At 45.2% G+C, this 20,540-nt stretch carries 21 protein-coding genes; 19 read left to right on the plus strand and 2 right to left on the minus strand.

The genetic code is table 11. The annotated features are described in order from the left end of the window. The first annotated feature begins 6 nt into the window (after nucleotides 1-6). The gene (locus KHO06_RS07085; protein ID WP_212582311.1) at nucleotides 7-561 is read left to right on the plus strand and encodes a hypothetical protein; all 555 of its coding nucleotides are present in this window, start codon (nucleotides 7-9) and stop codon (nucleotides 559-561) included. Between the two features lie 88 nt (nucleotides 562-649). Here the strand turns inward: KHO06_RS07085 and nrfA are convergent, their stop codons facing one another. Continuing rightward, complete coding sequence (gene nrfA, locus KHO06_RS07090; RefSeq protein ID WP_212582312.1) at nucleotides 650-2,077, minus strand: ammonia-forming nitrite reductase cytochrome c552 subunit; 1,428 nt, start codon at nucleotides 2,075-2,077, stop codon at nucleotides 650-652. Between the two features lie 450 nt (nucleotides 2,078-2,527). Here nrfA and nrfB point away from each other — a divergent pair, with 450 nt between their 5' ends. From nrfB to KHO06_RS07165, 15 genes are all read left to right on the plus strand, one after another. Beyond that, nucleotides 2,528-3,130 carry a cytochrome c nitrite reductase pentaheme subunit gene (nrfB, locus tag KHO06_RS07095; RefSeq protein WP_212582313.1) on the plus strand — a complete coding sequence of 201 codons (603 nt, stop codon included), beginning with the start codon at nucleotides 2,528-2,530 and terminating at the stop codon, nucleotides 3,128-3,130. A gap of 1 nt (nucleotide 3,131) precedes the next feature. Next, on the plus strand, nucleotides 3,132-3,818 hold the full coding sequence (gene nrfC, locus KHO06_RS07100; protein WP_005430643.1) for a cytochrome c nitrite reductase Fe-S protein: 687 nt from the start codon (nucleotides 3,132-3,134) through the stop codon (nucleotides 3,816-3,818). Then, the gene (gene nrfD / locus KHO06_RS07105; protein ID WP_212582314.1) at nucleotides 3,815-4,786 is read left to right on the plus strand and encodes a cytochrome c nitrite reductase subunit NrfD; all 972 of its coding nucleotides are present in this window, start codon (nucleotides 3,815-3,817) and stop codon (nucleotides 4,784-4,786) included. The genes nrfC and nrfD overlap by 4 nt, the downstream gene beginning before the upstream one ends. A 10-nt stretch (nucleotides 4,787-4,796) precedes the next feature. Then, nucleotides 4,797-6,704, plus strand: coding sequence for a heme lyase NrfEFG subunit NrfE (gene nrfE, locus KHO06_RS07110; RefSeq protein WP_212582315.1), 1,908 nt, complete (start codon nucleotides 4,797-4,799; stop codon nucleotides 6,702-6,704). Further along, entirely contained in the window at nucleotides 6,682-7,215 is a 534-nt protein-coding gene (locus KHO06_RS07115) for a DsbE family thiol:disulfide interchange protein (protein WP_212582316.1), read from the plus strand. The genes nrfE and KHO06_RS07115 overlap by 23 nt, the downstream gene beginning before the upstream one ends. Further along, nucleotides 7,202-7,612: a cytochrome c-type biogenesis protein CcmH gene (locus KHO06_RS07120; protein WP_045369184.1), complete on the plus strand. Its 411-nt coding sequence runs from the start codon at nucleotides 7,202-7,204 to the stop codon at nucleotides 7,610-7,612. Before KHO06_RS07115 ends, KHO06_RS07120 begins: the two co-directional genes overlap by 14 nt. A 145-nt stretch (nucleotides 7,613-7,757) precedes the next feature. Beyond that, entirely contained in the window at nucleotides 7,758-7,934 is a 177-nt protein-coding gene (locus KHO06_RS07125) for a hypothetical protein (RefSeq protein WP_005430632.1), read from the plus strand. A 225-nt stretch (nucleotides 7,935-8,159) separates the two neighbouring features. After that, on the plus strand, nucleotides 8,160-8,807 hold the full coding sequence (gene ribA / locus KHO06_RS07130; protein ID WP_012128311.1) for a GTP cyclohydrolase II: 648 nt from the start codon (nucleotides 8,160-8,162) through the stop codon (nucleotides 8,805-8,807). Nucleotides 8,808-8,982: 175 nt separating this feature from the next. Continuing rightward, the gene (locus tag KHO06_RS07135; protein WP_038889990.1) at nucleotides 8,983-10,245 is read left to right on the plus strand and encodes an imelysin family protein; all 1,263 of its coding nucleotides are present in this window, start codon (nucleotides 8,983-8,985) and stop codon (nucleotides 10,243-10,245) included. A gap of 92 nt (nucleotides 10,246-10,337) precedes the next feature. Beyond that, nucleotides 10,338-11,720, plus strand: coding sequence for a di-heme oxidoredictase family protein (locus KHO06_RS07140; RefSeq protein WP_212582317.1), 1,383 nt, complete (start codon nucleotides 10,338-10,340; stop codon nucleotides 11,718-11,720). A gap of 10 nt (nucleotides 11,721-11,730) precedes the next feature. Continuing rightward, the gene (locus KHO06_RS07145) at nucleotides 11,731-12,768 is read left to right on the plus strand and encodes an imelysin family protein (protein ID WP_212582318.1); all 1,038 of its coding nucleotides are present in this window, start codon (nucleotides 11,731-11,733) and stop codon (nucleotides 12,766-12,768) included. Continuing rightward, entirely contained in the window at nucleotides 12,749-13,831 is a 1,083-nt protein-coding gene (locus tag KHO06_RS07150; RefSeq protein ID WP_212582319.1) for a DUF1513 domain-containing protein, read from the plus strand. The genes KHO06_RS07145 and KHO06_RS07150 overlap by 20 nt, the downstream gene beginning before the upstream one ends. Before the next feature lie 105 nt (nucleotides 13,832-13,936). Further along, on the plus strand, nucleotides 13,937-15,529 hold the full coding sequence (locus KHO06_RS07155) for a L,D-transpeptidase family protein (protein ID WP_012128305.1): 1,593 nt from the start codon (nucleotides 13,937-13,939) through the stop codon (nucleotides 15,527-15,529). 172 nt (nucleotides 15,530-15,701) lie between these two features. Further along, nucleotides 15,702-16,250 (plus strand): DUF882 domain-containing protein, encoded by a 549-nt coding sequence (locus KHO06_RS07160; protein ID WP_212582450.1) that lies wholly within the window; start codon nucleotides 15,702-15,704, stop codon nucleotides 16,248-16,250. A gap of 129 nt (nucleotides 16,251-16,379) precedes the next feature. Further along, nucleotides 16,380-17,036, plus strand: a complete 657-nt coding sequence (locus tag KHO06_RS07165; protein ID WP_045369171.1) for an MBL fold metallo-hydrolase — start codon at nucleotides 16,380-16,382, stop codon at nucleotides 17,034-17,036. Nucleotides 17,037-17,060: 24 nt separating this feature from the next. On the opposite strand, the gene KHO06_RS07170 is transcribed toward KHO06_RS07165, so the two are convergent. Continuing rightward, the gene (locus KHO06_RS07170; protein WP_212582320.1) at nucleotides 17,061-17,729 is read right to left on the minus strand and encodes a DUF2982 domain-containing protein; all 669 of its coding nucleotides are present in this window, start codon (nucleotides 17,727-17,729) and stop codon (nucleotides 17,061-17,063) included. A gap of 271 nt (nucleotides 17,730-18,000) precedes the next feature. Here KHO06_RS07170 and KHO06_RS07175 point away from each other — a divergent pair, with 271 nt between their 5' ends. The 3 genes from KHO06_RS07175 (at nucleotide 18,001) to KHO06_RS07185 (ending at nucleotide 20,540) form a co-directional block, all read left to right on the plus strand. After that, a complete protein-coding gene (locus KHO06_RS07175; RefSeq protein WP_005530411.1) occupies nucleotides 18,001-18,363 on the plus strand; it encodes a hypothetical protein in 363 nt (120 codons plus the stop codon). Between the two features lie 413 nt (nucleotides 18,364-18,776). Further along, nucleotides 18,777-19,871, plus strand: a complete 1,095-nt coding sequence (locus tag KHO06_RS07180) for a TRAP transporter substrate-binding protein (RefSeq protein WP_047480729.1) — start codon at nucleotides 18,777-18,779, stop codon at nucleotides 19,869-19,871. Nucleotides 19,872-20,000: 129 nt separating this feature from the next. Beyond that, a complete protein-coding gene (locus KHO06_RS07185) occupies nucleotides 20,001-20,540 on the plus strand; it encodes a TRAP transporter small permease subunit (RefSeq protein WP_010447628.1) in 540 nt (179 codons plus the stop codon).

Raw genomic sequence — 20,540 nt, forward strand, 5'->3', positions numbered from 1 at the left:
CAACGAATGAAAAATAAGGCACTAAGCATATTGGTTTTGCTGTGCGGCTCTGTATTGGCGGGTTGTAGCTCTTCCGATCATTCTGGTTCTTCCTCTTCGGTTTATTATTCTTCAGGTTATTACGATCCTTGGTGGTACGATCATGACGACTACTGGATTTATTACTATCCGGGTTGTTGCGACAACGATGACGAATACAAAGAGAAGCTGGAAGAATGGTGGAATGGCTTGGATGAAGACCAACAGCAGTCCATCAAAGACAAAGTCGAAAATTGGAAGGACGATGATATGTCCGCCAACATCGATAACATGAAGCGCCAACTTGATGATCATTGGCAATCACTGCCTGAAGAGCAAAAGCAAGAGATTCAAACTAAGTGGGAGAATCGTCCAGAACGTATTGAGCCAGCGGCTTTACAAGACAAAGCGGTGAAAGAAAAGCTGCAACAAAGAAAAGCACTGCCTGAGACTCAAATCCAACGTCCTGCTACAAGACCTAATGTGCAAATGCCTAAAACGCGGCCAAATATTCAGCCTAGACCGAGGCTGCCTCGTCGCTAGTTTATTTTTTCTATCTCTTTATTAAAAGAAAAGGGCGCCTTCTGCGCCCTTTGTTTTATCTGTGTAACCTTACTGCAATCGATACTGATCAGTATGTAGCTTCGCGTTCGGCCGCGGCTTTATCCCAGTCCGGAACGACAGTCTCTAGGAAGTGTTTCTTATCTTTGTTCATTTTTTCCATATCCATACCAAGTGCTTCTTGTGCTTTCGCTTTGGTCGAGATATCTGGAATTTGTACTGGTTCAGTAATGCCCTTGGTTGCCAGTAAACGAACTAGCTTGGTTCGGGCATCTGCTGCACGGTCAACTGCAGTACCCAGTACTTCAAGTGCCACCTCAGGTGCATGCATGTGGACACCGTGAGAAGCAATTGCGTAGTCCCAACGCCATTGGGCATGACGAATATCTTGTAGGATTGGCTGCATTTCATCTTCTGTAGCACCTGCTTTCCACGCTGCGCCTGCTTCAAAGTGTGCCGCTACGATTTGCTTCTCGGCGGTTAGCTTCATGTTCAGTACTTGCGCTTTGCGAGTCGAAACGATGCCTTGTAGCTGCTCTTTAGTTTGGGTATGACATTGTGCACAAGTGTCTTCGAAGCGGTCAAATGGGTTACCCACTTTGTGGTCTGTGTACACAGTGCCGTCTTCTTTGGTCACTTTAGGCATATGACAGTCCACACACACCACTTTGTTTTTACCATGGATGCCATCACGCCACGTTTCGTAACCTGGGTGTTGTGCTTTTAGCATCGGAGCTTTAGATACTGCATGCGTCCAATCTTTGAAATTCAACGCGTCGTAGTATTTCTCCATGTCATTAACGGTGGTGCCCATATCCCATGGGAATTTGACCGCTTTAGTCGGGCCGGTGAAGTAGTATTCAACGTGACATTGAGCGCAGACCGATGCTTGCTTATCTAGGCGAGATTGTTCATCAAAGTTTTTACCAATAGTATCAAAAGCACGCTCGACATAAGGGCGAGTTACCGCCAGTGCTGGTTCGCCTTTCTTAAATTCTTCAGAGCGAGTGTCGTGACAGTCAGAACAACCAATAGGGTTGACGATTTCTGAGCCCAATCGTGCCCATTTACCTTCGAAATAACCGTCTTCACCACGTTCATCAATCACGCGAGCAACGTCAGGGCTTTTACAGCTCCAACAGGCCATTGGCATAGGGCCAGATTTTTCATCAGTCGGTGCGCCAGTGCGTAAGGTTTGGCGAACATCGTCAAGTGCGTAAAAGTGACCGCGTGCTTTGTTGTAGTCTTTAGCAAAGCCGTAGCCTGCCCACAAGATCACCATGTTTGGATCTTCACTTAGAGCATCTTCAATGTGTTCGCTTTCAGAGGTTGCTTTCCAAGAGTGGTATTGATCAGGGTGGTTCTGTTCAAAGACGTCATTTCGAGGGTCGACGAGGCCTTTATCTTCTGCTGCCAACGGAGCGCCGACCAAAAATAATTGGCTGGCGAATAAGGTCGCAACCGCGATGGGTGCGCTCATCCAGTGTTTTATGCTCACGGTGTTATCTCCATATTCGTTTTTATTAGCAGCGTTGTGAGGAGCTATTCCAAATAAGAACTGGAGATCTGTATTTAATATTATTGTTTATTCCAATGGATGAAATAGTGAGCAGAACTTGTCTTGTTTTAGATCAATTTACACCAGTGATCTCAATCATGTTTAAGTTTTTATACCTCTAAAGGGGTAGTAGTTAATGTCTTTGATTGCAAGATGTTAGGATTTAACCACTTCAAAAATAGGGTGATTTGGTTCGCTTTTTAAGCAGTTGTTTCTACCTCTTATGAATAATAGAGGTATTATAAATATAGGTTTAGCGTTGTGGCTTTCCGAAATAAGAATTGATGTCATTTGAAGATTTGGAAAAATATCTTCAGAGGAAATTAATTGTCGCTCAAATAAATAATTGAGAATAGTTATCAATTATTGTCGAGCTAAGGAAAGAAAAATATGGGCAATATAAAATTGACCATAGAGACAATGCTGAAATTTCTCTTCGTCTTTGCCATCTATGGTTTCTCCATCGCCGCCCATGCGACTTCTTCAGAGCCGATTGAAGGTGCTCAAGCTGAGCGTCATCAAGTCGAGTTAATCCGAGACAGAGACTACAAATGTCTCCAATGTCATGAGGATGCCAAAGAGACTCTGAACCTTTCGCATGATCCGCAAGCGTTACTCAGCAAAGGTAAGCAGCTTAATTGCACCAACTGCCACAGTAACATCGGTCCTGATCACCGTGAAGGTGCACCGGATGTGATTAAGTTTTCTGCCGCGCAATCGAAAGAGGTACACGACAAAGTGTTCCTTGAGCCAAGCATGATTCTTAAAGCCAACAGCAAGTGTGTGGATTGCCATGCCCCTACCAAGCTCAGAGAAAAACACTGGACGCATGATGTTCATGCAAAGAATCTTACTTGCGCAAATTGTCATGATGTTCATGCTGCAAAAACCAAAGCCCTCTCTTACGACAGAAAACAGTTGATCAAGCAGTGTGTGGATTGTCACTCTGAGTTTGCCATCGAACCTGAACTTGCAAAAGAAGAGGAGAGATAGCATGAAATGTTCTAGAAGAAACTTCCTCGCCGGCAGCGGCGCGTTGATATTGACCACAGGCGTTGCAGGCACTTCCGTTGTTAGCTCCTCTCTTTATGCCAGTGATAGTCAGCAAGCAAAGCGTATGGGAATGGTTCACGATGAAAACGCCTGCATTGGCTGTACTGCTTGTACCGATGCTTGCCGTGAAGTGAACAACGTTCCTGAAGGCGTTACCCGTCTTAAAATTCATCGTAGTGAACCGATTGGCGAATTCCCAGATGTGGAATACCAGTTTACTCGCGAATCCTGTCAGCACTGTGACAACCCACCATGTGTGTACGTTTGCCCAACAGGTGCAGCATACAAAGATGAAGCGACAGGCATCGTGGATGTTCACAAAGAGAAATGTGTAGGATGTGGTTATTGCTTAGCTGCTTGCCCTTACCAAGTGCGTTTCTTTAATCCGGTCGATCATTCTGCGGATAAATGTAACTTCTGTCGTGATACCAATCTAGCGCAAGGTAAGCAGCCGGCTTGCGTGGAATCTTGCCCAACGAAAGCACTCATCTTTGGTGATTTAAATGATCCAACTAGCGAGGTGAGCAAAGCTATCGAAAGTCATGTTGTCTATCGCGATAAATCGCATTTAGGTACGCAACCTAAACTGTACAAAATTCCGCATAGCAAAGGGGAGGTGTCATCATGAACGGCTTCGAAAGTGCATTCCACTTTGACTCGTTAGTTTGGGATTGGATCATCGCAATCTATTTGTTTTTGGCGGGAATGTCCGCTGGGGCGGTAATGATCTCCATTTATTTAAAACGCAAAGTTATCGAGGGTGACCCAGCAAACAATGGCATCATGAAAGCAATGGCTTGGCTAGCACCGTTTGGCATCATTGCCGGCCTCGTAATTTTGATTTTTCACTTAACTAAACCGCTCGAGTTTTGGAAGATCATGATTTACTACAATCCGACTTCCGTGATGTCGATGGGCGTTATTTTGTTCCAAGTGTACATGGTCGTGTTGTTTGTCTGGATCGGCGTCATCTTCCGTCATCAAATCATCAGTTTCTGTGAAGGAAAGCTTCCGAGCAAACTGTTGGATTTTGTTGATAGCATCTTAATCAAGGCGGGGAAAACGAACAACGCCATTGAGTTGTTCTTGGGTTTCTTAGCCATCGTGCTTGCGGCATACACTGGCTTTCTATTGTCTGCGTTGAAGACTTACCCAATGCTAAACAATCCAGTACTGCCAATCTTGTTCCTGTTCTCTAGTTTGTCCTCGGGCGCAGCTGCTTGTTTGATGTTTGGCATCTTGGTGTTTAAAGAGTCGACCAGCAGTCCAAGTGTGTCTTGGGTACATGGGTTTGAACGTCCAGTAGTATTGTTCGAGCTGTTTGTCTTAGTGACCTTCTTTACTGGGCTTATCTTTAGTGGTGGTCAAAATGAAGTCGCGGCTTGGAATGCCATTTCTAGCGGGTTTTGGGCTCAGTGGTTCTGGGGTGGGGTAGTGCTCATCGGTATGCTCACACCGTTAACGCTGAACTGGTTCACGCCTTCTGAAGTTCGCCACAAGGGAAGCTACGTGTTTGTGGTGACGACGCTAAGCCTTGTTGGCGTCTTAATGCTGCGTACTTTCATTCTCTATGCCGGTCAAATGACCGTAGTATAAGGGGGCAAAAATGGAGGCTGAGCTAGGATTCTTCTTAATGATATTGGTGGCTGTAACATCCACTTGTGCATCGCTGCTACATTGGATACGTCGCGCCCTAGGTAAGAAGGCGACATTGCCGCATCAAGTCGCGATGTCCCACATCATTAGTTTAGCTTCCATCATTTGTTTAATACTTCTGATCGTCTGTTTTGTGCAAGACAACTTCGCGCTGGAATATGTTGTGACACATTCCAACAGTCAACTTCCGGTGGCGTTCAAAATTGCTGCCGCTTGGGGCGGACATCAAGGCTCCATGTTGTTTTGGGTCGTCACATTGAGTTTTTGGGCGTCGTTTATTGCATATAAGTCTCCGCTCAACGCCCAATATACTTGTGACTGTTTAGGAATCATGAACGTTCTGATTGCGACGTTTGCATGGTTTACGTTAATGACCTCTAACCCGTTCGAATATGCCCAAGTATTGGCGTCGGAAGGGCGAGATCTAAACCCAATGTTGCAGGATGTTGGGCTTATCATTCATCCTCCGTTGCTTTATTTAGGTTATGTCGGCTACTCGGCTATATTAGCTTTTGCGTTAGCGGCTCTTTTAAGTAAACAACCGATGAGCGATTGGTATACGGTTGCTCGTGGCGCTGCGTTTTTTGCATGGGGAATGCTCACTGTTGGGATCTTAGTTGGCTCTTGGTGGGCCTACAATGAACTCGGTTGGGGCGGCTGGTGGTTCTGGGATCCTGTCGAAAATGCTTCTTTGCTTCCTTGGCTTACCGGTACTGCTTTGTTGCACAGCGGTGTTGTCGCAACACGTAACAGAGGCGCAATTTGGAGCACCTATGCACTAGCGTTTGCTACGTTCAGCCTAAGCATTTTAGGGACATTTGTTGTGCGCTCTGGTGTGCTGACTTCAGTGCATGCGTTTGCGGTTGATCCGACTAAAGGTCTTGTATTACTTGGCGTGTTGAGCCTGCTTGTCATTATCACTTTTGGCGTATTGATAGTGCGAGGAGAGCAACTTCCCCGTTTCAAACTTCAATCTTTAGCCAGTCGAGCTTATACCGCATACATCGCTATTGGCTTGCTCGCTATTGCAACTGCCATCGTTTTTCTTGGCACTTTTTATCCTATGGTTTATCAACTGCTCGGCTTAGGGAACATTTCAGTTGGCGCACCTTACTTTAATAGTCTGATCTTCCCATTGAGCATAATGGCTCTGATTGCCTTAGCTTTGATGCCGGTGCTGAAATGGACAAAAGGCACAGTTCCGAGTCTAAGCGGTGATATCGCCATCAGTATTGCGTTATCACTAGTCTCTGGGAGCGGGTTTATGTTCTCAGTGAACGTACTGCATTTCGAAGTATTGCTAACCATAACGTTGGCTACTTGGGTGATTGTGGCGCATCTCGTTATGCTGTTTCGCTGCGCCAATAAGAGCAAATTCATGCCAATCGTGATGGCACATATCGGTTTTGCACTGGCGGTGAGTGGGGCTGTATTCAATAGTCACTACTCTTATGAATACAATTTACGTGTCGAACCCGGTAGCTCGCTCCATAGGGCGGGGATCACCATCGATTATCATGGTATCGAGTGGCTATTAGGTCCTAACTACACCTCTGAGCAAGGGCAAGTCACCTTACGCTTGCAAGATGGGAGCGCCCTCAATTTCAAACCAGAAAAGCGCCACTATCCTGTGCGGGTAATGAACATGACGGAGCCTGCGATTCGTTCATTATGGCATGGTGATTACTACGTTACATTGGGTGATAAAGTGGAAACCCATGCTTATGCAATCAAGGTTCAGTACCGTGCTGGTATTTGGTGGATATGGTCAGGCGGAATATTAGCAGTGTTTGGTGTGCTTATGATAGGTGTAAAGAGAAGGAGAGAAGCTATCCATGAGATCGAGAAATTCGCTTAAACTCGCAGGTCTCGTTACGGCTGTCGCTGTGTTTTCGGCTGTGACCGCGATTGGGTTATCTGAGCGACCAAATGTAGAATTGTCCCAACAGCGAAATTTAGAGATTCCTAATTTTAGTTCAGAATCTTTGATGTCTGGTGAGATGATTTCGCAACAGTTACTTAAAAGTGACGGATATAAATTATTGAATGTTTGGGCATCTTGGTGCGGAGTATGCAAACGAGAGCACGAGGAGCTATTGCAGCTATCAGAACTCGGTATACCTATCGTTGGACTTAATTACAGAGACCAAAAACAAGCTGCACGCGAATATTTGAGCTCTAAACGAAATCCATATATTGAAGTGATCAGTGATCCAAATGGAAAGCTCGCTGTTGAACTTGGTGTGATTGGAACACCTGAAACCTACTTGATTGATCAAAATGGTCGTGTGTTGATCAAATATCGTGGGGAGTTAACAGCAGATAAATGGAACGATATATTTTCAGGATATTTGAATGTTTCGATTTAATTATCTTCTCTTGGGTTTAATGGTGTTTTTGTTATTTTCTCCGCTTACAAAGGCGGGAGATTTACAACAGAATGTTGATCTGTTTGAGTTTCATTCTATTGAAGTGCAACAGCGCGCAACCTCGCTAGCCAAGACTTTACGCTGTCCTCAATGCCAGAACCAAAACTTGGTTGAATCCAACGCACAGGCGGCAAAAGACCTGCGCTTAAAGGTGTATACGATGGCGAATGAGGGCAGTTCAAACCAAGAAATAAAGGACTATCTCGTTGCTCGTTATGGGAATATTGTTCTATATCAGCCGCCATTTAATTATTCCACTGCGCTACTGTGGATCTTTCCGCTGCTATTTTTGATCTTTTTTTTCTTATATTCGATCCGAATGGTAAAGCGTAATTAATGTGACCACTATTCCACTATTAGAAATAAATTGTGCACATAACAAGCAGAATGTTATCATTTTCCCGAATTTATGAAGGCTTCAGTGAATATCAGACCATAAAAATTGAGCTGGAGAAGTAATAAAGAACGAATAGGTGTACGCAGTGGATTCAGTTATATCGCAATTAAAAAAGGACTTTTATTCGCAGATTCGTGCGTTCCAGTCACCGAAGCTGCCACAAGTCACTTCGACTCTCGCCGTTTTAACCGACGAGGAAATTCAAGAACTCGAAGCCGTTTGGATTGAGCTTGCCGTTTGGAAGCGCAGTCAAACGCATTAAAATCAAACGCTTTATCGACTCATTCGAAACCCCAGGCAAATTTGTCTGGGGTTTTTTATTGTAGTTAGTTTTAAATGTTATATTATAACAATTGTAGAGTCGGCCAGCGGGTTTCATCCTCTAGGATTTCCAGCTTGTCACAATAAGAATAGGGCTCGTTGTGATCTCAACATTGAAAAATGCGGTATCAATCCCCATAGTTGAAGAGCAAATGAGAGCAATCCCATGAATGCGATAACGAAAATGCATCAAGCAATAAATCGAGTGAGTGTAGATATGGCGGAAGTACGAGCCAGAGTAGATTTTAAAGTCGGGGCAAAAAGTAACATTGATGCCGAAATCCTGTCTTTCCATGGTCTAAAGACAGATAAAGAGCATGTTGCGATTATCTTCAAACAAGCGGACCAGACACAGGAAATGCCTTTAGTCCGTATGCACTCTGAGTGTTTGACTGGCGATGTTTTCCACTCTTCACGCTGTGACTGCGGCGAACAATTAGAAGAGACCATCAACCGCATGGGCGAGTCTGGCGGCATTATCCTTTATCTTCGTCAAGAAGGCCGTGGTATCGGGCTTTACAACAAGATCGACGCGTACCGTTTACAAAGCCAAGGCATGAACACGTACGAAGCAAACAATCATTTGGGCTTCGACGACGACCTACGTGATTTCACGGAAGCGGCGCAAATGTTAGAAGCATTGGGTGTGAATAAGATCCGCCTTGTGACAAACAACCCTAAGAAAATCCGCGAGCTGTCGGAATACGGGATTGAAATCTCAGAAGTTGTCAATACGTCTGCCCACATCAAAGATGGTAACGAAAGCTATCTTAAGGCGAAAGTTTCTCACGGGAAACATCACCTAAAGGTTTAATCCTAAAGATAAAACTGACAATAAGACATTCTAAAAGCTCATTTTTATGAGGCTTTTTTTGTATCTGGAGTTGCAAATAAATTGTAAATTTGTATTATCTCGGGACTAAAAGTGCAAATAAGAATAATTAGCACTACTAATACGATAATTAAATTGCTCAACAAGGATGCTTCAGATGAATGCAAAAACAGTTTTAGTCCAATCTATTGCTGCATCACTTCTCATTGCCAGTGGTTCTACGGTTGCTGCTACAGTAACTAAACAACAAGTTGTCGAACATTATGCAGACGTGGCGCACGCTGTGTTTGCCGATTCTTTAACGACTGCTCAAACGCTCGACGTAAAAATTGACGAATTCCTAAAATCGCCATCAGCGAAGAAGCTTGAAGAAGTAAAACAAGCTTGGCTAGATTCTCGCGTGCCTTACCAACAGTCTGAAGTTTTCCGTTTTGGTAACGCGATTGTTGACGATTGGGAAGGCCAGTTAAACGCGTGGCCACTTGATGAAGGTCTGATCGACTACGTAGCGGCTGATTACCAATACGAACTAGGTAACGAAGGTGCGGCTGCAAACATCGTAGCAAACACTAGCTTACAGATTGGTGCTTCTAAGCTCGATGTTTCAAAAATTACGCCAGAGCTCATTGCAGACTTGAATGAAGTGGGCGGCTCTGAGGCAAACGTAGCCTCTGGTTACCACGCAATTGAATTCTTGCTTTGGGGTCAAGATCTTAACGGCACAAACGCAGGTGCAGGTCAGCGCGCTTACACAGACTTCGTTGTCGGTTCTGAGTGTACGAATGGTCACTGTGACCGTCGTGGTGAGTACCTGAAAGCGGCAGCCGATCTACTGGTTCAAGACCTAGAGTGGATGGAAAAGCAGTGGTCTGCAGACGTGAAAGGTAACTACCGTGAAGAGCTACTAAATGACTCAGCGGATAACGGTTTGCGTAAGATGCTATTTGGTATGGGTTCTCTTTCTCTAGGTGAGCTAGCGGGTGAACGTATGAAAGTAGCACTAGAAGCGAACTCTACAGAAGATGAGCACGATTGTTTCTCAGACAACACGCACAACTCTCACTACTACAATGAGCAAGGCATCTACAATGTTTACACCGGTACTTACAAAGGCGTAAGCGGTAAAGAACTGTCTGGCCCAAGTATTGCTGACCTTGTAGCTCAAAAAGACAAGAAAGCAGCGGAAGAGATTCAAAAGCAGTTTGATACGACACGTAGCCAAGTCGGTGAGCTAGTGACTTCAGCAGAGAAGAACAACCAGCATTTCGACCAGCTAATTGCGGCGGGTAACGCACAAGGTAACGCACTAGTTAACGACACTATCATGTCGCTGGTAGCGCAAACTGGTGCTATTGAGCGTGCGGCGAACATTGTCGGTATCGACAGCCTAAGCCCAGATACTGCTGACCACGAGTTTTAATAAGAAAACCATAATAAATAAGGGCTCTTTGTGAGCCCTTTTAACGTTTGAGCTCGTTGTTATCACCCTTGTTGTATATGTAGAGCAATGATATGAAGCCATACCTAATTTCAGCGCTAGCCGCGCTCCTTTCTTCTTCTGCCATGGCTTATGATGTTAAGTCTGGTGGCAAAACCAGTGTTAAAAAAGACGGCGCAAACGCCTATTCTCTTCCCGCTGCTAACTTACCAATGAGTAAGCGCCTTGATTTCAGCGTGGGCAACAGTTTTTTCCGTAATCCTTGGGTGCAAGCGCCAGCATCGACAGATGCTCGTGATGGCCTAGGCCCATTGTTCAACACCAATGGTTGCCAGAACTGTCACATCAAAGATGGCCGTGGTCATCCACCTGAAAAAGACGATTTACATGCGGTGTCTATGCTAGTGCGCTTGAGTATCCCCGCAATGACGCCAGAACAAAAGACAGCGTTCATCAAAGATGGTGGCATACCTGAGCCAACTTATGGTGGCCAGCTTCAAGACTTCGCCCTGCAAGACCAAACGCCAGAGGGCAAAATCGAAATCACTTATACCGATGTGCCAGTGACATTTAAAGATGGCACGACAGTGACGCTGAGAAAGCCGCACCTAAACATTACCGATTTAGGGTATGGCGACATGCATCCGGATACTGAATTTTCAGCGCGTGTGGCGCCACCAATGATCGGCCTTGGCTTGTTAGAGAGCATTCCAGACGAAACACTGTTGGATTGGGCTGATGAACACGATGCCAACAAAGACGGCATCTCAGGCAAAGCAAACAAGGTTTGGGATATTGAGAAGGACGACTTCTCGATTGGCCGTTTTGGGTGGAAAGCCGGACAGCCGACGCTAATGCAACAAAATGCCGCGGCATTCAATGGCGATGTCGGTTTGACGAGCCATTTATTCCCGAATGAAAACTGCACCTCGAATCAAAGCATTTGTGACGACATGCCAAATGGCGGTAAGCCGGAAGTGAGTGAGAACATTCTCGACTTTGTGGAGTTTTACAGCCAGCACCTGGCAGTGCCAATTCGTCGTAATGTGGACGATCCTAGCGTGAAACTTGGTCAGAAAATCTTTGCGACTTCTGGTTGTGAAAGCTGCCACAAGACCAATGTGAAAACGGCCAAGCGACCAGAGTTGCCAGCGCTTTCTGAGCAGTTAATCCACCCATACACCGACATGCTTCTGCATGACATGGGAGAAGGCTTAGCCGATAACCGTCCAGAATACTTAGCAAACGGCCGTGAATGGCGAACGGCGCCGCTATGGGGTATTGGTTATACCGAAGAAGTTAACGGACACACTTACTTCTTGCATGATGGTCGCGCTCGTAACTTGATGGAAGCGGTATTGTGGCACGGCGGTGAAGCGGAAACCGCTAAACAAAATGTTTTAGCTCTGAACAAAAAAGAGCGTGACGCTCTCATTGCGTTTCTGAACTCTCAATAAGGATCCAACCATGAAAAATACACTGTTAGTGAGTGCGATTGCCTCAGCGTTAAGTTTGGTTGGTTGCCAATCGACAACGGGAACAACCCCGACCAAGCCGGAGAGTAGCAGCCATATTTCGCAAAATGTTTACGAAGTGGAGTTTAACGCTGCACAGGCATTTTTAGCGCAGACAGGTGAGTTAGAGCAGAGCTTTGCAGATTACTGCGCTTCAGAAACGAAAGAAGATACACAAGTAAAACAGCAGTGGCATCAAACCATGCTTGCATGGATGGCATTGCAAGGGCAAGAGCGTGGTCCTGCGACGGCATTAGAGCAAAGTTGGAATGTTCAGTTCTGGCCAGATAAAAAGAACACCACTGGTCGTAAAATGTCTGCACTAACGAAATCTGCCCAAACTTGGAGTGCGGAAGATATCTCTACGCAAAGTGTTACCGTACAAGGTTTAGGCGCATTGGAATGGCTGCTTTACGATCAGGCATCGACTTTATCTAGCAACAGTAATACCTGTGCGACGGGGGTTGCGATTGCAGAAAACCTCGATAACAAAGCGCAGATCATCGCGGATTCTTGGGCAGAAAACCCGTGGAAATCGTTAGAGATGACGGAATGGGAATCTGAGTACATTTCACTGCTTTCTAATCAGCTTGAATACAGCATGAAGAAGTTGAGTCGCCCATTGGCGAAGATTGGCAAGCCTCGCCCTTATTTCTCAGAATCGTGGCGTTCAGAGACGTCGCTTTCGAACTTGAAAGCGAACCTTACCGCAATGGAAGCACTCTATTTTGCCGACGGTAACGGGCTAGATGCGCTATTAAGAGAACAAGGTCATGCGGATTTAGCTGATCGTGTTGTTCATCAGTTCGAGATGGCGTTAGATACATGGCCGGAAGATAAGAGCTTGTTTGCCGCACTGCAAACAAAAGAAGGCTATCGGATGGTGCTAGCGCAATACAACAAACTAGAGCAATTGAAGTACTTGATCCACGAAGAAGTGGCTATCGAGCTTGGTGTGGTTATAGGATTTAATGCAACTGATGGTGACTGATCAAACCCGCCGAACCTTACTGAAAGCCGCTCTTTTCGGAGCGGCGGTTCCTGCTATGCCATTTGGTTGTGCTTCCACAAGCTCTCGTGAGCCAGCGTTGATCGGCTGTTCTATTATCGGCCGAGACAAATACGCGGCGGTGGTGGCCGATGAGCATGGCATGCCGCTCTCTTTGCTGCCTATTCCCGCGCGGGGTCATGGCGTGGCGACAAACCAGCAAGGCCATGCCGTGGTTTTTGGTCGACGACCTGGCACCTTCTTTATGGTGTTTGATTATCGCTCAGAGCAAATGATCAAGCTGCAACTGGCAAAACCGAATCGCCATTTCTATGGCCATGGTGTTTACTCTCATGACGGCACGTTGCTATTTGCGACAGAAGGAGAGAGGGGAACAAGCCGGGGGATCATTGGTGTTTATGATGTGCAAAAGCAATATCAAAAAATCGATGAGTTAACCGGTTTTGGTCTAGGGCCTCATGAAGTGATCATGATGCCTGATGGTGCACTTGCCATTGGCGTTGGCGGCGTACATACCAATGGTCGTCAACCGCTCAACCTTGATACGATGAAGCCAAGTTTGAGTTACTTGTCTCAACAAGGTGAGTTATTGGATCAAGTCTCTCTACCGGATCATAAGCTGAGCATTCGTCACTTAGCTCACGACGGTACGGAGACGGTACTTTGTGGTCAGCAATATCGTGGAGAACCGGATGAGTATCCAGCATTGATCGCCATGCACACCCGCGGTGGTGAGATGCAAGATCTACAAGCAGAGCCTGAAGAGTGGGCGCGATTCAATCATTATGTAGCGAGTATTGCTGCAACCGATGAATGGATCCTAGCCACTTCGCCACCGGGCAGTTGTTACGGGATTTGGTCCAAATCAACGGGCAAATTGGTCGAACTAAGTGCCTTACCAGACGCTTCAGGTGTGGTGATCTACGGTGACGAGTTTCGAGTCAGTTCTGGGGCAGGTAAAGTGGTTGAACAAAGGCCTACGGAGTCCAAAAATACCTTTGCTAGTGGTGTGCAGTGGGACAACCATTGGTCCAGAATTATTTAGAAAGATCATTGAGTAATCGTTTATTGAGAGTATTGTTGTCGTTTTCGTCTGCAGATTCTTAATTTTAAAGCTGCAACACGTGAGATATTTGCCATACTTTTTTTAATGGCATGTGACGGAAGGATCGTTTCAGTGATTGCTAGATTTCTTATGATAACGGCACTTTTGGTGCCGTTTTGCAGCTTTTCAACCGTAGTTTCTCTTGATGCGTCTGCACAAACAGAGCAAGAGGGCGCGGTCGAAAAGCTCTCTGTTGAGAAGATGATCCATTACCCAGAGGTCATCGATCAACTCTATCAAAGCACAAATTATCGTCTAAATTGGGAAAATGAAGATGATGTTGCGCAGCTTATTTTCCAAATGGAGCTGGTGACATTAGCAGATGTAACCCAAGAGTTTGACAATCAATTGCGTCGTATAGAACAAGTCCGTGAACAAGGTGATCAGCTCGATTTTGATCTTGTCATGACCGATTCTTTGCTTATGTACCTTTCCTATCTTGAGCAAGTACCGGAAGAAGGCATCAACTGGTTATTTGCCAACAAGGTTCACGTTAAGTTTCCTGCACCAAGTATTGAAACCTTGTCGTTGTTAAGCAATGAAATTACGGTCGGTAAACTGGATCAGTTTCTTACCGATCTACGCTCTCCATTGCAGATGGACGAATCATTCAATACCGCTTTTTCTTCACTATCTACTTACGCGAAATTTGAGTTTCCTCTTTATCAGCAAGATCAAAGGCTAGCGCGTGTAGGTGATGAGCTGTTTGATAAGTCTAGCTTGATCGCTCGGATGCAAATTGTTGGTGTTGAAGTTGGACATTTGGATACTGAAACCACGCTTTATGATGAAAACCTAGAGCTGGCTGTGATGGAGTTTCAGCGTATTCATGGTTTGAAACAAGATGGTATTATCGGCCCAAATACTTTGCGTTGGATTAACTTCTCACCGCAGCAGCGCTTACATTCATTAGCATTAAACGCCGAGCGATCTCGTATCTGGTCTAAAGAGCGTGACAATGTGGTATTTGTCAATGTACCTGGATATGAAGTGACGTATTGGCACGATGGCCAACCACTGTTTGAATCTAAAGTTGTGGTAGGGAAGGCGTCACGCAAAACCCCAATCATGACCGGTACTATGGATTCTGTCATTCTAAACCCAACTTGGAATGTGCCTTGGAAGATCATGGTGAAAGACATTATCCCCAAGGTAAAACGCAACCCAATGTACCTGATGGAGCATAACATCCAGATCATTCGCTCTTGGACATCACGAGAGATCATAGATCCAACGACTATCAACTGGGCTACGGTAAACCCAAGAACATTCCCTTATCGAATGAGACAGTCTTCTGGGTCCCACAATGCGTTGGGTCTGTATAAATTCAACATGCCGAATCCACAAGCGATCTACTTGCATGACACGCCAAGTAAAAATCTGTTCAATCAGGATCGTCGAGCGTTTAGCTCAGGCTGTGTACGTGTTGAGCATGCCGATCAATTAGCGGAGCTACTGTTTAAGACGCAAGGTCTTGAAGAGCGGTTGGCGAAGAAACGTCAAAGTGGCCGCCGCTCAAATACTTCTGTACCACTGACTGAACGTATTCAAGTGCACATTATTTATCAAACCGCTTGGTTAGAAGAGGGTACCTTGTACTACCGTGATGATATTTATCAATATGATCATCAAGGGTGAGGTTCGTCCTTAATTTAAAAAAATTTACAATTCATAAAATCTGGTTCCTGTTCAATAAGTAAACAGAAAATCCAGCCTAAAAGCGACAAGCCGGACCGATTTATGCATTTGACGCATCAAATTGGTTTCGGTAATGTCCGCTGCTCGTACAGTAATTGAGCAGTATTTTCTAATGGTAAGTCGTAATTTTTCTCGTCGTGATTTTCTTAAAATGACCGCTGGTGGTGTTGTGGTTGCTTCAACCATGCCGTCGGTGTCTTGGGCGTCATTACCCGACGAGCCTCGTGTACTTGCGATGAATAACCTCAATACTGGTGAATTACTTGAATCGTGTTATTTCAACGGTTCGAGCTACGTCGATGAAGAGCTAAAGCGTCTTGATAAGTTCTGCCGTGATCATCGCCGTAATGAAGTTCATCCAATGGATCGACGTTTGTTCGACCAAATCAGCCAAATTCAAAAACTGATCGGTACGGAAGCTGAAGTGATTGTGATTTCAGGCTACCGCTCACCGTTAACCAACGCGTCCTTGCGAAACAGCTCTTCCGGTGTTGCAAAGAAAAGCATGCACATGGAAGGAAAGGCGATCGATTTCCGTTTAGATGGCGTAAAGCTGTCGACTGTCCGTGAGGCGGCACTGAGCTTAAAAGCGGGTGGGGTAGGTTATTACCCGCGCAGTAACTTCGTCCATATCGATACCGGTGCCGTTCGCTCTTGGTAACCGCGCTCTAAGCGGTTGTTTTTCCCTTTAGACAGCCGCTATTCCCCGATGTGCAAAGCTTGAAGTCGCTAGGGCTTAGTGTCATAGTTGCGGCAGTTTTCATGCAAATTTATTCGGTATAGGTTATCTATGGCTCTGAAATACCAAGTTGTTCCAGTAACATCTTTCTCTCAAAACTGTTCTATCGTCTGGTGTGATGAAACCATGAAAGGCATTGTGGTTGATCCAGGCGGTGATGAAAAACAGCTTGCGATGCTTATCAAAGAGCTCGGTGTTGAAGTCGTGAACTTAGTACTAACACATGGTCATTTGGATCACGTGGGTGGCACTGAGCCGCTGTCTACACTGCTTGGTGGTACTGAGATTGTTGGCCCTCATAAAGCGGATAACTTTTGGTTACAGGGCCTAGAAGGTCAGAGCCAAATGTTCGGCTTTCCACTAACAGAAGCGTTTGAACCGCATCAATGGCTGAATGAAGGTGACAAGGTCACTTTTGGCAATCAAACTCTGAATGTTATTCACACTCCGGGACATACTCCGGGTCACGTTGTGCTTTACAGTGAAGAAGCGCGTTTGGCGTTTGTTGGTGATGTTTTGTTTAACGGCAGCGTTGGTCGTACAGACTTCCCACAAGGTGATTTCAACACGCTTATTAGCTCTATCAAAGAGAAGCTATGGCCACTAGGTAATGATGTTACTTTTGTCCCAGGCCATGGCCCGCAATCGACGTTTGGCCACGAACGAAAAACGAACCCATTCGTTGCTGACGAAATGCCGCTTTACTAAGCCACTAGCAAAGGCATCGATGTATTAAACATCCGGCTCGGCGGCCGCTAAGTAACGTCGAGCCAATCCCACAAACTCTTCCGCTTCTCTATCTAAGTCACTGGCTGAGATAAATACGTCATAGCCGTAAAATTGTCTCTGATATTTCATCCTGTTTGCTAACATCGCTAACAAGCCGTCGTAATGAATGCCTTTTTGATTAATGTACGGCGCGGGATCGAGCACCATATCCTCAAACTTTGTTTCGCAGTTATTTTGTCTTGCGCCCAAGTAGAGTAAAGCCCTTTGCCCAAGCAAGATTTCTGTGGCGATGCGTGGACAAATCGCATTTAAGTAAGGAGAGTAGTGCTTTAATCGAATGCCTATCCAAGGTAAAGGCTGGTGCCAACCTTCTTGTTCGTAGGTACAAATACCAATGGAGTCAATATCTTGCCATCGAACTACCCAACCGCCTTTAAAGAGGTGTTGTTGAAAGTGGGAGGAGGTCAGGGTAAAGGACACCTGGCTCTTTTTGATCATTACGATGGAAAAGCCGACAATGATGGCCATCAAGACCACTGATAACATGGCTTGTTTCCACCCAGGAGCAATCAGTACAAGAAACAAAGTGATCAGCACGACCAAGAGCATAATCAATTTGTTAATGGGCGAGTCAGATTTGAAGTGTGAGTTAGTCAGATGCAGCGTTTCCATGCTTTCAGCCTCAATGAATATTGGGTAGGAGGTATCGCTTTCTTAATATTCACCAATGTGCTTATTAAGTATTTAAAACCTCTGTTTTTATACCCAGTATTCAATAAATCCGTTCACAATTTATCTGATTAAATAGTAGACGTTCTATGCAGTCAGCGCATTTTTCATCGCGTTTCGCCGCTAAAACCTACAAATCGCTAATGAATTTTGGTATAAAACGCGCTTCAAATTTTCATCCCTGCTGAGATGCAGTGAACTGGAGAAATATTCAATGAGACTTGCTCATAAGCGTAAAGTGCAGATGAAACTGCAAAAACGCATTAAAGCGACAGTAGCAAATGTAGCTGCGGCACCTAAAGCAGAAAAACCTGTTGCTGAGAAAGCAGTAGCTGAGAAGAAAGTAGCTGCAGCGAAAACTGTTGAGGTTGCACTTACTCCTAAGCAACAACAAGTATTAGATATCGTTGTTGCTAATGCTGAAGGTATCAACCCTAAAGGTATTGGTCTAGCTGCTGGTCAAGAAGAAGCTAAAGCGGCATCATGGGCTACTGGCGCACTGAAGAAGCTTCTGGAAGAAAACCTAGTTCAAAAAGAGCAGTTAGCAGGTAACAAAGTTATCTATAAAGCAGTTTAATTACCGCTGTAATTCTGTTTCTTAATTGAATACCTCGACTTCGGTCGGGGTATTTTTTTGCCTGTACTCTGTCTTTTCTCGATTTCTAATTGAGAATTCTAATGATACAAAGCCGTCATTTGTCACATTTTATTAAATACTGTGTAAATTCTTCCGCAGTCAACTACTTAAGTAGTTCCTCAACCTTACTGTTCTTGTTGCTTGTCTAACTGCCTGATTTATCGTTTATTCAAAATATACTCATCATATAGACTACGTATTAGTACGTAATACCAATGGCTAACATTCGCTTAAAAGCGCAAATTTGTGCGTGTTCATGCCCATTTCTTACTTCCATCTAATGTCCCATCTTCTATAGCGAATCCTTATGTAATGGATGACAACAATAACCTTGGTGACAAAGGACGTGAACGATGAGTCTTATCCAAAAATCTTTGAAACGAGTGCTCAAAGCGACAGCGATGGTTGCGACCATGGCATTCGTAGCGACTTCTGCTAACGCTGCTGACGATAAAGTATATCGCTTGAAACTGGCGGAAACGTGGGGACCTAACTTCCCGATCTTCGGTGATGCGACAAAGAACATGGCAAAAATGGCAGAGGAAATGTCAAATGGCCGTCTGCAAATCCGTATTGATTCTGCAAACAAACACAAAGCGCCACTTGGCGTGTTTGATATGGTGAAGTCCGGTCAATACGACATGGGCCACTCTGCTTCTTATTACTGGAAAGGCAAAGTGCCAAACACCCTTTACTTTACCTCTATGCCTTTCGGTATGCTGCCTACCGAGCAATACGCTTGGTTCTATTACGGTGGTGGTATGGAGTTGATGGAAAAGGTTTACTCGCCACACAATTTATTGTCATTCCCAGGTGGTAATACTGATACGCAGATGGGCGGTTGGTTCCAGAAGGAAATCAAATCAGTCGACGATCTGCAAGGTCTGAAAATGCGTATCCCGGGCTTTGCAGGTGAAATCCTTGCTGAGCTAGGTGCGAAACCGACCAACATCGCACCGGGCGAGCTATACACTTCGCTTGAGCGTCGTACGATCGATGCGTTGGAATGGGTAGGTCCATCTCTGGATTTGCGTATGGGCTTCCACAAAATTGCACCTTACTACTACACAGGTTGGCATGAGCCAGGCACTGAGCTGCAATTCCTCGTCAACAAGCGTACTTGGGAGCGTCTACCGGATGATCTGAAAGCGATTCTTCAAGTGGCGATGAAAGCAGCAGCGTACGACATGTACACGCAATCTAAGCATGAGAGTGGTAAAAACTGGGCGTCTATCCAATCAGAGTACCCAGACGTTCAAGTGAAAGACTTCCCACCAGAGGTGATTGCTGCACTGCGCGAAGCAAACGTTCGTCTCCTAAAACAGCATGCAGAAAAAGATGCTTTAGCAAAAGAAATTCAAGAATCGCAAGCTAACTACATCGAGCAAGTACGTCCTTGGTCTGATATTTCACACCGAGCTTACCTAAATAGCCAAGCTCAACAATAACTTCATCAAGTGGGTGATATCGAGAGATTGAGCCTACAAATGAAGCCCAAGAAAAACTTCTCTTAGAGAAGACCATAAAAGTGCTCCGCGAACCAGCGGAGCCAATCCACACGTTCCATGGAGTACGGAATGAGAAGCCTTATTTATATTGAGCGAATCTTTAACCGCTTCGGTGATTTTTTGGGGTGGTTATCTAGCATCCTATTCATTTTGTTATTAGCGAACGTGGTGTACGACGTTGTCATGCGTTACGTGTTTAATGACGTGTCTATTGCCTTTCAAGAGATGGAATGGCATTTATTCTCCGCTGTATTTCTACTCGGTGTCCCTTACGCAATCAAATCGGGCGGCCATGTACGAGTGGATATTTTCTACGAGCGCTTGTCCTACAAAGCGCAATCCATCATCGACATCCTGGGCACTTTACTTTTCTTATTCCCGTTCTGCCTATTGGTTGCTTGGTTTGGTATCGACTTTGCCAAAGAGAGCTATGCCCTTGGTGAAACGTCCGGTGACCCGGGAGGCTTACCTTATCGATGGATCATTAAAGGCATGATCCCGCTGTCATTCTTATTTATGGCGGTCAGCGGTGTTGGTTTGCTGCTTCATTCCATCAATAAAATTGTTAACCCTCATCTTATCTATGCCGGTAACAACGGTAAGTCGTAA

It is taken from the genome of Vibrio sp. B1FIG11 (assembly GCF_905175335.1).
Classification (GTDB): Bacteria; Pseudomonadota; Gammaproteobacteria; order Enterobacterales; family Vibrionaceae; genus Vibrio; species Vibrio campbellii.

Bases quoted from the DNA above. Each gene is read 5' to 3' on its own strand.
- KHO06_RS07165 (WP_045369171.1), top strand. From the start codon at position 16,380: ATGGCTCTGAAATACCAAGTTGTTCCAGTAACATCTTTCTCTCAAAAC.
- KHO06_RS07170 (WP_212582320.1), bottom strand. From the start codon at position 17,729: ATGGAAACGCTGCATCTGACTAACTCACACTTCAAATCTGACTCGCCC.
- nrfC (WP_005430643.1), top strand. From the start codon at position 3,132: ATGAAATGTTCTAGAAGAAACTTCCTCGCCGGCAGCGGCGCGTTGATA.
- KHO06_RS07135 (WP_038889990.1), top strand. From the start codon at position 8,983: ATGAATGCAAAAACAGTTTTAGTCCAATCTATTGCTGCATCACTTCTC.
- ribA (WP_012128311.1), top strand. From the start codon at position 8,160: ATGAATGCGATAACGAAAATGCATCAAGCAATAAATCGAGTGAGTGTA.
- KHO06_RS07085 (WP_212582311.1), top strand. From the start codon at position 7: ATGAAAAATAAGGCACTAAGCATATTGGTTTTGCTGTGCGGCTCTGTA.
- KHO06_RS07115 (WP_212582316.1), top strand. From the start codon at position 6,682: ATGAGATCGAGAAATTCGCTTAAACTCGCAGGTCTCGTTACGGCTGTC.
- KHO06_RS07145 (WP_212582318.1), top strand. From the start codon at position 11,731: ATGAAAAATACACTGTTAGTGAGTGCGATTGCCTCAGCGTTAAGTTTG.
- KHO06_RS07140 (WP_212582317.1), top strand. From the start codon at position 10,338: ATGAAGCCATACCTAATTTCAGCGCTAGCCGCGCTCCTTTCTTCTTCT.
- nrfE (WP_212582315.1), top strand. From the start codon at position 4,797: ATGGAGGCTGAGCTAGGATTCTTCTTAATGATATTGGTGGCTGTAACA.
- KHO06_RS07120 (WP_045369184.1), top strand. From the start codon at position 7,202: ATGTTTCGATTTAATTATCTTCTCTTGGGTTTAATGGTGTTTTTGTTA.
- KHO06_RS07185 (WP_010447628.1), top strand. From the start codon at position 20,001: ATGAGAAGCCTTATTTATATTGAGCGAATCTTTAACCGCTTCGGTGAT.
- nrfD (WP_212582314.1), top strand. From the start codon at position 3,815: ATGAACGGCTTCGAAAGTGCATTCCACTTTGACTCGTTAGTTTGGGAT.
- KHO06_RS07180 (WP_047480729.1), top strand. From the start codon at position 18,777: ATGAGTCTTATCCAAAAATCTTTGAAACGAGTGCTCAAAGCGACAGCG.
- KHO06_RS07160 (WP_212582450.1), top strand. From the start codon at position 15,702: ATGGTAAGTCGTAATTTTTCTCGTCGTGATTTTCTTAAAATGACCGCT.
- KHO06_RS07150 (WP_212582319.1), top strand. From the start codon at position 12,749: ATGCAACTGATGGTGACTGATCAAACCCGCCGAACCTTACTGAAAGCC.
- KHO06_RS07155 (WP_012128305.1), top strand. From the start codon at position 13,937: ATGGCATGTGACGGAAGGATCGTTTCAGTGATTGCTAGATTTCTTATG.
- nrfB (WP_212582313.1), top strand. From the start codon at position 2,528: ATGGGCAATATAAAATTGACCATAGAGACAATGCTGAAATTTCTCTTC.
- KHO06_RS07175 (WP_005530411.1), top strand. From the start codon at position 18,001: ATGAGACTTGCTCATAAGCGTAAAGTGCAGATGAAACTGCAAAAACGC.